This window comes from Pyramidobacter piscolens W5455 (assembly GCF_000177335.1).
Lineage (GTDB): Bacteria > Synergistota > Synergistia > Synergistales > Dethiosulfovibrionaceae > Pyramidobacter > Pyramidobacter piscolens.
This window is the reverse complement of record NZ_ADFP01000051.1, coordinates 20,128-32,474: the sequence shown is the minus strand read 5'-3', so window position 1 is coordinate 32,474 and position 12,347 is coordinate 20,128. Positions and strand designations below refer to the sequence as shown.

The following is a 12,347-nucleotide window of genomic DNA, read 5'->3' as shown; positions in this document are numbered from 1 at the left end:
AATGGCGATCCTGTTCCGCGACGTTTATCTTCTCGACGGCACGATGGAGCGCGCGCGGCGCGCCGATCTGCTCGTCGAGGGGGAACGCATAAAAAAAATCGCCGCCCCGGATTCATTGAGTGGTGAAAAATGCGAAGTGATGGACGGCAAGGGCGAAACGCTTTTGATGCCGGGATTTTTCAACGCTCATTGCCATGCGGCGATGACGCTGCTGCGCGGCCTCGGCGAGGAGCGCCCGCTGATGGAGTGGCTGGAACAGAAGATCTGGCCGCTGGAAGAGCATTTGACCGACGATGTGGTCTACGCCGGCGCCGTTCAGGCCATGTGCGAGATGGCCATGTGCGGCGTGACCGGCTTTACCGACATGTATTACCATATGGATCAGGTCGCCCGCGCCGTGAACGAGCTGGGCATGCGCTGTTCCGTTTCCGTCGGCGTCGTGCGCGATCCGGCCCGCTTCAGACAGACGCTTTACCGCGATTTTGCGGAGATGCGGGGGCCGCGGATCATCAACAGCATCGATCCGCACGCGCCGTACACCGTGCCGTTCGAGTTCGTCTGCGAATGCGCCGCCGAAGCGAAAAGAAAAAATCTGCCCTTGCAGACGCATTTCCTCGAGGCGGAATGGGAGCGCGGCTACCTCTCCGACACGCTGAAAATGACGCCGGTCGAGTATCTCGAAAAAACCGGGCTTGCGGCCGTGCCGCGCCTGGTCCTGGCGCACGGCGTGCAGTTCAGGGAAGACGAGCTCGACTATCTGGCCGCTCACGATAACATCACCGTGGCGCATTGTCCGGCTTCCAACCTCAAGCTGGGCAGCGGCGTGGCGCCAGTGCCGGAGATGTTGAAACGCGGCGTGCACGTGGCGCTTGGGACCGACGGCGCCGCCAGCAACAACCGTCTCGATCTGTGGGACGAGATGCGGCTCGCCTCATTGATCCACAAGGGCGTCGGCCGCGATCCGCTGGCCGTTTCCTCGCGGCAGTTGATCGACTGCGCGACCTATCAGGGCGCGCGGGCGTTCGGGTACGAAAAGGTGGGGCGGCTCGCCGAAGGCTGGGCTGCGGACCTGACGGCCGTCGATCTGACGGCGCTCCATTATCTTGGCGCCGACGAGGACAACATGTCCAGCTACGTCGTATACGCCGGCAGTTCCGGCGACGTCAGGCACGTTCTCTGCGGAGGCGGCTGGCTCGTCAAAGATCGGGTCTTTGCGCCGCGCGCCGAAAAAGAAATTCGCGCGGGCAGTTCGGCGCAGCGCGCCTGGCTGTTGGCGGCTCGCGCCTGAAGAATCCCCGGCAGCCCGCGCCGCCGTCATTATTTTCTCTTAAAAAAGTGCAGGAGGGAACATCCGTGCAGTATCGCAGCGGTAAGGAAATCCGTCAGTTGTTCGTAAGTTTCTGGGAATCCAAAGGATGTCATCATTACAAGAGTTTTTCGCTCGTTCCCGACGACCCCTCGCTTCTGTTCACCATCGCCGGCATGGTGCCCTTCAAAAAGTATTACCTCGGCCTCGAGGAACCGGAGTACGCCCGCGCCGTGACCTCGCAGAAGTGCGTGCGCACCAACGACATCGAGAACGTCGGCCGTACCGCACGGCATCACACGTTTTTCGAAATGCTGGGAAACTTCTCCTGGGGCGGATATTTCAAGCGCGAGTCGCTGACCTGGGGCTGGGAGTTCCTCACGCAGGTCCTGGGCCTCGATGGCAGCCGCATGTACGCGACGATCTACAAGGACGACCGGGAGGCCTTCGACATCTGGACCAAGGAGATCGGCATGCCCGAATCCCATCTCGTCCTCAACGGCGAAGACGAGAATTTCTGGTTCATGGGGCCTCAGGGACCGTGCGGTCCCGATTCCGAGATCCTCTACGATCAGGGAAAAGAGTTTTCCTGCGGCCCCGACTGCCATCCCGGCTGCGACTGCGACCGTTTTCTCGAGATCTGGAACCACGTTTTCACGCAGTACGACCGGCAGGCCGACGGCAGTTTCAAGCCGCTGCCCCGCAAGAACATCGATACCGGCATGGGGCTCGAGCGTCTTGCCTCGCTGATCCAGGGCGTGCGCAACGACTTCGAGACGGATCTCTTCGCGCCGCTCATGAAAAAAGCCGGCGACATCGCCGGCGTCAGATACGGTGAGAACGATCAGAGCGACCTGGCTCTGAAAGTCATTTCCGACCACGTCCGCGCCGTCTGCTTCATGATCGCGGACGGCATTCTGCCGGCCAACGACGGCCAGGGCTACGTGCTGCGCCGCCTGATCCGCCGCGCCGCCCGTTACGGACGCCTGATCGGCATCGACAGACCGTTCATCAACGACGTGATTCCCGCCGTGATCGAACTGATGGGCGATCCCTACGCCGAACTCGGGGAGAACCGTCTCACCATCGAGAAGATCGTCGAGATCGAGGAGAACGGCTTCGGCAAAACCATCCGCCAGGGCAGCGAGCTGCTCGACGCAGAGGTCAAGGCGGCGCTCGAAAGCGCCGGAAAAACTCTCGGCGGCGCCGTGGCCTTTCAGCTGTACGACACGTTCGGTTTCCCGCTGGAGCTGACCCGCGAGATCTGCGCCGAGCACGGCGTGTCGGTCGACGAAGAGGGATTCAAGACGGAGATGGCGCGGCAGCGCAAGCGCGCCCGCAGCTCCAGCAAGCAGATCGCCAACAACGTCATCAAGGGGAACGTGTTCAACGCGCTGGCCAACGAATTCGGCGCCACGGATTTCGTCGGTTACGAAAAGAGCGAATGCAATACCAAGATCCGCGCGCTCGTCAGGGACGGACGGAAAGTCGACGCTCTCGATGAAGGCGAGGAGGGCATGGTCCTGCTCGAAAGTTCGCCGTTCTATGCCGAGCGCGGCGGCCAGATCGGCGACACGGGGCTGATCAAGGCCGACGGCGTTCTCGCGGTCGTGAAGGACAGCACGCATCCCTTCGGCGAGCTGAACATGCAGACGGTCACCGTCACCAAGGGAGCGCTCCGCGTCGGCCAGGGCGTCCTCGCGCAGATCGATATGGACCGCCATCTTGCCATCGCCCGCAACCACACGGCCACGCACATCCTCCACGCCGTGCTCGGCAAAGTGCTGGGCGGGCACGTGCGCCAGAACGGCTCGCTCGTGTCCGACCGTTTCCTGCGCTTCGACTACACCCATTACGAAGCGCCACGCCGCGAACAGCTCGAGGAGATCGAGACGTTGACCAACGCCGCGATCCTGACCGACCGCCCCGTCACGACCGTCGTGACGGATCTCGAAGCGGCCAAAGCCAGCGGCGCCAAAGCGCTGTTCGAAGAGAAATACGGCCAGACCGTGCGCGTCGTCTCCGTCGGCGATTTTTCCAGCGAGCTGTGCGGCGGCACCCACGTTCCGTCCTCGGGCACGATCGGTTCTTTGAAGATCGTCGGCGAAGAGAGCATCGGCTCCGGGATCCGCCGCATCACGGCGGTGACCGGCATGACCACGGTGCGCCTGCTCCAGGAACTGAGCCGCACCGCCGACGAACTTTCCACCCGCCTGGCCGTCAAACGGCCGCTGCTGATCGAGAAGGTCAAGGGAATGGAAGAAGAGATCAAGGCGCTCAAACGCCAGATCGACGAGATGTCCCGCGCCGAACTCGCCGGCAGCATCGACGGACTGATCGCGAAGAAGACGCTGGCCGGCGGGGCTGTCAACCTTTATATCGGACGCGTGGACGGACAGGACATGGATCTGCTGCGCGAATCCGGCGACAAGTTCAAGGACGGCGATCCCAAGGCCGTGTTCGTGATTTTTTCCAAGGCGGCCGAAGACAAGGTGCAGATCCTCTGCATGCTCGGCGAAGAAGCGCAGAAGAAAAAGCTCCATGCCGGCAGGATCGTCAAGGAACTGGCCGCACTGGTCGGCGGAAGCGGCGGCGGACGTCCGAACATGGCTCAGGCCGGCGGTAGGGAGCCGGGCAAAATCGACGAGGCGATCGCCGCCGCCGTCGATATCGTTGCAAAATTTATCGGAGCTTGACGATGCCCCGAATTATCTGCCTCGACGTCGGAACCGTGAGAATCGGCGTGGCAGTCAGCGATCCCCTGGGCATGTTTGCTCAGGGGATTGCTGTCTGGAAAGCGGACGGCCCCTGGCTGGACGAACTGGAGCGCGCCTTCGAGCGTTACGACACGGGCTGTCTGCTCGTCGGGCTGCCGATCCGCGAAGACGGAACGATCGGCCCTTCGGCGCAGCACGTGCAGGACGTGGTGAAGGAGATTCAGCGGCGCTTTCCCATGGTCACCGTGAGATATTGGGACGAACGCTACAGCACCTGCACCGCTACGAGCTATCTGCTCGAAGGCAACGTGTCGCGCCGCAAACGAAAACAGTCCGTCGACAAGATCGCCGCCGCGGTGATTCTGCAAAGCTATATGGATACGAAAGGAGCTGACCGATTTTAGATGACGGAACCCAAAACGCCTGCCCAGCAGAGGCCCGCCAAGATGACGCCGATGCTGGAACAGTACTTTTATTGGAAAAACAAATACCCCGACTGCGTGCTTTTTTTCCGCATGGGGGATTTCTTTGAATGTTTCTTCGAGGACGCCAAGCTCGTGTCGCGCGAACTCGACATTGCCCTGACCGCGCGCGACGCGAACAAAAACATGCCGATGGCCGGCGTGCCGCATCATGCGGTGGACCAGTACGCCGCGCGCCTGATCGAAAAGGGCTACAAGATCGCCGTTTGCGAACAGATGACGCCGCCCGACGGACGCACGCTGGTGGACCGGGAAGTCGTCAAGATCCTGACGCCGGGGACTTTCATTCCCGAAGAAGGAACCGTCGACTCGTCGCTGGCCTCGCTGCTGCTGGGGCAGGATCGATGGACCGTCGGCTTTCTGACGCCGAGCGCCTCGACGGTGCAGGTGGGAACGTTTTCCCCGCAGGAGGCCTGGTCGGTGCTGCTGTCCTTTGCGCCGCGCGAGATTCTGATCCCGCGAGGACGGGGGTATCGGGAAAAGGTCGAAGCCAATCCGGGCTGGGCGTATTCCGAGATGTCGGCGGAGGACTTCGATCCCGAAATCGGGTTGGCGCGTCTGTGCCAGCTCTGGAACGTCAATTCCCTCGAGGGCTTCGGCCTGCGCCGCGGCGACCCGCGTATCGGCGCCGTCAGCGCGCTGGTGAGCTACGCGGAGGAGACCAGCTTCTCGAAAGCGGCTCACATCAGAAGCATTTCCCAGATCCTGCCGGAGGGTTTTATGCACCTCGACTGGCACACGCAGAACAATCTCGACCTCTGGGGCGGGGAGGCGTCGTTGTTCGAGTGCATGAACGAGTGCGCGACGCCGTTCGGCAAAAAACTGCTCCACGATTGGATCGCCCGTCCGCTCTGTTCGATCGAGAAAATCAACGAACGTCTTGATTCCGTTCAGGAACTGTACGCCCACGAAGACATTTCGCGTGCTCTGGCCGAACTGCTGGAAAAATGCCGCGACGTGGAGCGCGCCATCGCTCGCCTGCACATGAAAAGCGCCAATCCGCGCGACCTCGGCGCGATCCGCGACACGCTGGACGTACATCCGGAGATCGGCGCGGCCCTGGGCGAAATGTGCCGCTCGGCGGCTTTGCCGGCTCCCGGCGAACTGGCGGAGCTGCGCGCCCGGCTTGACCGGTTTTTGCTGCCGGAGCTGCCGCGCTCCCTGAGTTTGGGCGCCATCGCCGCCCCCGGGTGCGACGAAGAGCTCGACCAGTGGCGCTCTCTCGGCGACAGCGGCGACGCCTGGCTCGAAGATTTTGCGGAACGGGAGAAAAAGCGCCTCGGCATCGCCAAGCTGAAAGTCGGGTACAACAAAGTTTACGGATTCTACATCGAAATCTCCCGCGCCAAAGCGGAAAATACGGAAATCCCGCCGGAGTACGTCCGCAAACAGACGCTGGTCAACGCCGAGCGATATATTTCCCCCGAACTGAAAGAATACGAGGAGCGCCGGCTGCAGGCGGATTCAAAGATCGCGGAGATCGAACAGCGCATTTTCGACGAGCTGACTGCGGCCTGCCTCGAACGGACCGACGCCATTCAGCGGCTTGGTCATGCGCTGTCCAAACTGGACGTGCTGAACTCTTTCGCGCGCACGGCGCGGGAACGCGGCTACTGTCGTCCTGAGGTCGTCGAAGAGCGGGTTCTCGAGATCCGCGAGGGACGCCATCCGATGGTCGAACGGGCGCTGCGCGGTCAGCCCTGCATACCGAACGACCTGAAAATGGATCTGTCGCGGCGGACGGCCATCGTCACCGGGCCCAACATGGCGGGCAAATCGACGTATCTGCGCATGGCCGCGATTCTGCAGATCATGGCGCAGGCCGGCAGCTACGTGCCGGCGGCGTCTGCCCGCCTGCCGCTGACTGACCGGCTGTTCACCCGCATTGGCGCGCGCGACGAGCTGGCGCGCGGCAACAGCACGTTCATGGTCGAGATGATGGAGACCGCGAACATTCTCCACAACGTCACGGCCCGCAGCGAAGTCATCCTCGACGAGATCGGGCGCGGCACCTCGACGTACGACGGCATGAGCATTGCCTGGTCCGTGATCGAGTATCTGCACAATCTCTGCGGCGTCCAGCCGTTCGTGCTTTTCGCCACGCATTATCACGAGCTGACCGACCTCGAGAAGACCATGCCCGGCCTGTTCAACCTGAGCATGGGCGTAGAGGAGACCGAGGAAGGCGTGCGTTTTCTGCACAAGATACAGTCCGGTCCCGCCGATCGCTCCTACGGCATCGAGGTCGCCCGCATCGCCGGGCTGCCGCGGGTGGTGCTCCGGCGCGCCCATGAGATCCTCGAACGGCTCGAGGCCGAACCGTCGGAACCGCACAATGATGCGAATCGTTTTGCGCCGTCGGCGCAGGTGAGCATGTTCGATCTTTCCGGGGACGCTTTCATCGAAGAAGTGGCTTCGCTCGACCCCGATCGGATGACGCCGCGGGACGCGCTCGGCCGGATCTACCGGCTGGTCTCCCGGGCCAGAAAGCTGAGGTGTGAATGATGGGAATTCATCGACTGCCCGACGGGCTTTCGCGCAAAATCGCCGCCGGCGAGGTGATCGAACGGCCGCTTTCCGTCGTCAAGGAACTGATCGAGAACAGTCTCGACGCCGGAGCGACAGCCATCGACGTAGAACTGGAACAGGGCGGCAAGGTGCTGATCTCCGTCAAGGACAACGGCGGCGGCATCGTCCCGGAAGAGCTGCCCCTGGCCGTGGAAAAACACGCCACCAGCAAGATCAGCAGCGAGGCGGACCTTGAAGCGATCGCCACGCTGGGGTATCGCGGCGAAGCGCTGAGCAGCGTCTGCGCCGTCAGCCATTTCGAGATCTACAGCCGCCGTCCCGACTTGCCCGAAGGCGCCTCTCTGCATTACGAAAACGGCGCGCCCCGCGTCACGGCGGTGCCGCTGCGTCCCGGCACGACGGTGGTCGTCAAGGATCTTTTCTATAACCTGCCGGCGCGGCGCAAGTTCCTCAAAACGGCCGCGGCGGAGTTCCGCCGCATTTCGCGCCTGGTCCAGGACTACGCGTTCGCCTATCCCGCGGTCGCGTTCTCGTTGACTCACGACGGCAAGAACGTCTTCAAGAGCTCGGGCGACGGCGGCGTCGAGAAATTGCTGGCGCGGATGTGGGGCGACGAGCCCGAGATCCGCGCTTCCGCTTCCGAGACCGCGACGTCGTCCGTGCGGCTGTGGTGGCAGGACCTGGGGCCGCAGAGCCGTTTTCAGCTGATCTCGTTCGTGAACGGACGCCGCGTCAGCGACGCGGTGATCCGTTCGGCGATCCATGGCTTCCATTGGGCGACGCGCGGCAACTGGCTGGTCATGCTTGCGCTGCCGGCGGAAGACGTGGACGTCAACGTCCATCCGGCGAAGTCGGAGATCCTGTTCCGCCGCTCCGGCGAAGTTTACGATCTGGTCCGCAAAGCGGCGGAACGTCTTGCCAAAGGTTTTTCCGACGCGCCGATCCTCGGGCGCGTCGGTCGCATGCCGGATTCTTCGCCTTCGTTCGACGCGCCGGCAGAATCTTTTCCCGCCGGCGGGACGACGGCGCAGGGCGGTTCCGCGGCGTGGCGCCGCCCGCCCGAACGCGAGCCGCACCCGTTTTCGCGCTTGGAAGAGCCAGTGTTCCGCGCCGCCTCGCCGAACGCGTTTGCAGCGCGCGGTTCGCAGGAAGCGAGCGGCGAGCGCCTGCCTTTTTCTTCTTACCGTCAGACCGCTCCAGCCTCGTCGTCCGGCGAGACTTCCGCTGCGGAGAGCGCCGCGCCGGACGGGAAACTTTATCTCGCGCAGCTGCCTCAGGGCTATCTGGTCTTTTCCACGCCGGACGGCCTGCTGATCGTCGATCCCCACGCCGCCCACGAGCGCGTCAACTACGAGCGGATCCTGAAGGCCTGCGCCGATCCGCGCGGGCAGGAAAAGCTGATCATGCCCATTCCGCTGCCGCCGACTTTGAAAGACGACGCGATGGCGAACCGCGGAAAACTGGCCGAACTGAACTTCGCGATCGACGAAGACGGCTCTCTGTCGCGGCTGCCCGTGCACGCCAAAGTCGTGGGCGTTTCGCCCGTCGATCTGCTGCGCAGCGCGCTGAACGCGATCGGGGAGCGCCGGGAACATTCCGACTCGCTGGTCAACGTCTTCGCGACCAAGGCCTGCAAGGCTTCAGTCAAGCTGACGACGCGGCTGGAAGCGGCGGAAGCTTATCAACTGCTGGCCGAACTGGAGCGCTGCGACCAGCCCAACGCCTGTCCCCACGGGCGGCCGACCGTGCTGCGGCTGACCGGCGGCGCTTTGGACAGGCATTTCGGGAGATTGGGGCTGTGAGCGGCGCGAAAAAAATGCCCATCGTCGCGGTGATCGGGCCGACGGCCGTCGGCAAAACGGCCATGAGCCTCGATCTCGCCCGCGCGCTGAACGCCGAGGTGATCTCGGTGGACTCCCGGCAGGTCTATCGCTATATGGACGTGGGCACGGACAAAATCTCCCGGGAAGTGCGCCGGGAGATCCCGCATCATCTCATCGACGTGGCCGGTCCCGATCAGGTTTACACGGCGTCCGATTTTACCGCTCAGGCGGCGGACTGCGTCAAGCGGATCATGGCGCGGGGACGGACGCCGCTTTTCGTCGGCGGCACGCCGTTTTACTATCAGGCGCTTTTCAGCCGGCTGCTGTCCATCGACGTGCCCACGGACGAAAAACTGCGCGCCGAACTTTTTGCCCTCGAAGCGGACGAACTCTACGGCCGGCTGAAAACTTCCGATCCCGAAAGCGCCGCCAGACTTCATCCCAACGATAAATTCCGCGTCTCCCGGGCGCTGGAGATCTTTCTTCTTTCCGGACGTCCGGCTTCCGAATGGTACCGCGAACGCCCGTCGGAATCGCCTTATGACGTGCTCTATTTGGGCCTGTTCAAGCCGCGCGACATCCTCGTAAGCGGCATCGAACGGCGCGTGCGCCGGCAGTTCGCTTCGGGCTATCCCGAGGAAGTGAAATGGCTGCTCGACCACGGCTATTCCCCCGGTTTGCCGTCGATGCAGGGATTCGGTTACAAAGAACTGGCGCTGTTCCATCAGGGGCGGATGACTTTGGAAGAAGCGATCATGGGCGACGTCGTCGCCACGCGGCAGTTCGCCAAGAGGCAGATGACCTGGTTCAAAAAATTCGCGCCGGCCGTCTGGTGCGATCTGTCGCAGAAGACGCCGGCGGAAAACGAAAAATGGCTGATCGACCGGGCCAGAAAGCACCTTGACGAGGGCTCGCGATGAAAATTCTCGTCGCGGCGCCGACAGGGCTGTGCTTTGGCGTCAAACGGGCGATCGGTTTCGTGGAAAAAGCGCTGGCGCAAACGGCGCCTGTTTACGCGCTCGGCAGTCCGATCCACAATCCGCAGGAGGTCGAGCGTCTGCAAAAGATGGGGCTGCGCGTCGTCCAATCCGAGACGGAGATCCCCGCCGGCGCGACGGCGTTGATCCGTGCCCACGGGGCGGCCCCCGGCGTGCTGGAAAATCTGAGGAAAAGAAACGTCAGCGTCATCGACGGCACGTGCCCCTTCGTGCGCGCGGCACAGGGGCATGCGCGGGAATTGTCCGAGGCCGGCTATCACGTTCTGATCCTCGGGAACGAGAAACATCCCGAGACGGTCGGTATCCGAGGTTATGTCCGCGGACCTTCGACGGTGATTTCGACGATTCCGTCACTTTTTTCCTCGACAATATTCAAATCGTCTGTTAAAATCCATAAGTTGGGATTGGTGTCTCAAACAACACAGGAAGAAAGTCTCCTCGCTGAAGCGGCCAAGGCGGCCCTCGGCGTGGCCGACGAGCTCAGGATCTACAACACCATCTGCCGTGCCACGATTGAACGCCAAGAGGCCGTAAGACGATTGGCGTCTCAGGTTGAAGGCATGATCGTCATCGGCGGACATAACAGCGCCAATACCGGCAAGTTGTGTCGCATCGCGCGCGATTCGAGCTGCGACGCAGTGTGGATCGAGCACGCCGGTCAGCTCGACAGGAGGTGGGTGCTGGAGAAACGGGTGATTGGTATTGCGGCCGGGGCGAGCACGCCTGACTGGCTTATCGAACAACTACATAACGCGATTCATAACATCGCAGGACGTCAGGGGGATGTCAGGAATGAGTGAAGAAGTTAAGAACCAGGTTGAAGAAGAAAGCATGGATATGGCCTCTCTTATGGCCCAGTACGACGCGGCTTCGGAAGAAATTGCGCGCGGCAAGGTCATCGAGGGTACGGTGGTCGAGAAGACCGACGGCGGTTGGCTTGTTGACGTAGGATATAAGTGCGAAGGCTTCCTGCCCGAGCGCGAGTGGACTCATCACATCCTTGTCGACGACAAGCCCGCTCCCGAAATCGGCGACAAGATCGAAGTTCAGGTGACGAGCAAGCGCGACGGCGAAGAAGCGCAGCTTCTCGTCAGCCGCTGGCGCTGCGAGTTCGATCGCCGCTGGGCGGAACTCGAGTCCAAGGTGAAGGCGAACGACATCATCACCGTCAAGGGCATTCGCAAGGTCAAGGGCGGGCTGATGGTCAACTGCTTTAACCTCGAGGGCTTTATCCCGATTTCGCATCTTGCCGAAGAAGGCCGCGGCGTCAATCCCGGCCGCTTCGAAGGCGAAGAGTTCCAGGTCCGCCTGCTCGAGATGGACAAACGCAAGCGCCGTCTGGTGCTCTCCCGCAGAAGCCTGCTCGACGAGGACCTGTCCGCCAAGCGCGAGAAGTTCTACAGCGAGGTCAACGTGGGCGATGTGCTCGACGGCACGGTCAGCAGCGTGACCACCTTTGGCCTGTTCGTCAATGTCGGTCCCCTCGATGGGCTGGTGCATGTCAGCGAAGTTTCCTGGCAGCGCAGCTCCAAGTCCCGCGAAACGTATAAAAAAGGCGATGCCGTCAAAGTCAAAGTCATCGGCATCGACAAGGAGAACAACAAGATCAGCCTCAGCATCCGCCAGGCCCAGGGCAATCCCTGGGATACCGTGATGGAGCGCTGGCAGAAGGACCAGCAGACCAAGGGCGTCGTCACCAACGTCACCGATTTCGGCGCCTTTGTCGAAGTGGAACCCGGCATCGAGGGACTGATCCACATCGGCGACCTGAGCTGGAGCCGCATCAAGCATCCCCGCGAGGTGCTGCACAAGGGACAGGAAGTCGAGACCATCGTGCTCGAGATCGATCCCGAAAAGAAGCGCATGAGCCTGGGCTACAAGCAGCTGCACGATCCCTGGAAGGGCATCGAGGAACGCTACACGAAGGGACAGGACATCACCGTCAAGGTCGTGCGCCTGGCCGATTTCGGCGCGTTCGTCGAGATCGAGAAAGGCGTCGAGGGTCTGATCCACATCAGCCAGCTCAGCACGCACCGCGTCGAAAAGCCGGGCGACGTGCTCCAGGAAGGTCAGGAAGTGACCGCCCGCGTCCTCGAGGTGAACCCCGCCGAGCGCCGCATCCGCCTCAGCATCAGCGCCATCGAGGCCGGCGAGAAGGCCGCCGAGCGCGGCAAGAACTCCCCGGCTCAAGGAGAGAAAGCGCCTCGACATGAGGGTTTGGCCTCCAGAAGCGAAAGAAATTCCAAGCCCCGCCGCCGGCCCGAAGGCGAAAAGTTCTCCGGCTTCAGCGAAGACACCGGCGTGACGCTCGGCGACCTCTTCAGCGGCATCAACCTCGAAGAAAAGTAAGGATTTGTGAAGAAAGAGCCATCCCGCACGGGATGGCTCTTTTCGTACCGTTTTTATGGAAGCGCGTTGCGCAAAGTTTCTCGTCTGGGAAAAAACAGATGCAGAAAAAGCGCAAAACGGCTAGAATAGAAACAAAATATTGT

The 12,347-nt window shown here is 62.1% G+C and carries 8 protein-coding genes; all 8 read left to right on the top strand.

The genetic code is table 11. The annotated features are described in order from the left end of the window. The first annotated feature begins 1 nt into the window (after position 1). The 8 genes from HMPREF7215_RS04490 (at position 2) to HMPREF7215_RS04455 (ending at position 12,204) form a co-directional block, all read left to right on the top strand. Positions 2–1,288: an amidohydrolase gene (locus tag HMPREF7215_RS04490; protein ID WP_009164479.1), complete on the top strand. Its 1,287-nt coding sequence runs from the start codon at positions 2–4 to the stop codon at positions 1,286–1,288. Between the two features lie 65 nt (positions 1,289–1,353). Next, entirely contained in the window at positions 1,354–4,002 is a 2,649-nt protein-coding gene (gene alaS, locus HMPREF7215_RS04485; protein WP_009164478.1) for an alanine--tRNA ligase, read from the top strand. Positions 4,003–4,004: 2 nt separating this feature from the next. Next, positions 4,005–4,427: a Holliday junction resolvase RuvX gene (ruvX, locus tag HMPREF7215_RS04480; RefSeq protein ID WP_009164477.1), complete on the top strand. Its 423-nt coding sequence runs from the start codon at positions 4,005–4,007 to the stop codon at positions 4,425–4,427. After that, positions 4,428–7,010: a DNA mismatch repair protein MutS gene (mutS, locus tag HMPREF7215_RS04475; RefSeq protein WP_009164476.1), complete on the top strand. Its 2,583-nt coding sequence runs from the start codon at positions 4,428–4,430 to the stop codon at positions 7,008–7,010. It begins immediately after the preceding gene. Further along, on the top strand, positions 7,010–8,836 hold the full coding sequence (gene mutL, locus HMPREF7215_RS04470; RefSeq protein WP_040550483.1) for a DNA mismatch repair endonuclease MutL: 1,827 nt from the start codon (positions 7,010–7,012) through the stop codon (positions 8,834–8,836). The genes mutS and mutL overlap by 1 nt, the downstream gene beginning before the upstream one ends. Then, positions 8,833–9,777 carry a tRNA (adenosine(37)-N6)-dimethylallyltransferase MiaA gene (gene miaA, locus HMPREF7215_RS04465; RefSeq protein WP_009164474.1) on the top strand — a complete coding sequence of 315 codons (945 nt, stop codon included), beginning with the start codon at positions 8,833–8,835 and terminating at the stop codon, positions 9,775–9,777. The genes mutL and miaA overlap by 4 nt, the downstream gene beginning before the upstream one ends. Next, entirely contained in the window at positions 9,774–10,655 is an 882-nt protein-coding gene (ispH, locus tag HMPREF7215_RS04460; RefSeq protein ID WP_009164473.1) for a 4-hydroxy-3-methylbut-2-enyl diphosphate reductase, read from the top strand. Before miaA ends, ispH begins: the two co-directional genes overlap by 4 nt. After that, positions 10,648–12,204, top strand: coding sequence for a S1 RNA-binding domain-containing protein (locus HMPREF7215_RS04455; RefSeq protein WP_009164472.1), 1,557 nt, complete (start codon positions 10,648–10,650; stop codon positions 12,202–12,204). The genes ispH and HMPREF7215_RS04455 overlap by 8 nt, the downstream gene beginning before the upstream one ends. Positions 12,205–12,347 lie beyond the last annotated feature (143 nt).

What these genes read in the sequence shown, in the direction of transcription:
- ruvX (WP_009164477.1), top strand. Translation starts at nt 4,005, where the DNA reads ATGCCCCGAATTATCTGCCTCGACGTCGGAACCGTGAGAATCGGCGTG.
- HMPREF7215_RS04490 (WP_009164479.1), top strand. Translation starts at nt 2, where the DNA reads ATGGCGATCCTGTTCCGCGACGTTTATCTTCTCGACGGCACGATGGAG.
- ispH (WP_009164473.1), top strand. Translation starts at nt 9,774, where the DNA reads ATGAAAATTCTCGTCGCGGCGCCGACAGGGCTGTGCTTTGGCGTCAAA.
- mutS (WP_009164476.1), top strand. Translation starts at nt 4,428, where the DNA reads ATGACGGAACCCAAAACGCCTGCCCAGCAGAGGCCCGCCAAGATGACG.
- HMPREF7215_RS04455 (WP_009164472.1), top strand. Translation starts at nt 10,648, where the DNA reads ATGAGTGAAGAAGTTAAGAACCAGGTTGAAGAAGAAAGCATGGATATG.
- mutL (WP_040550483.1), top strand. Translation starts at nt 7,010, where the DNA reads ATGGGAATTCATCGACTGCCCGACGGGCTTTCGCGCAAAATCGCCGCC.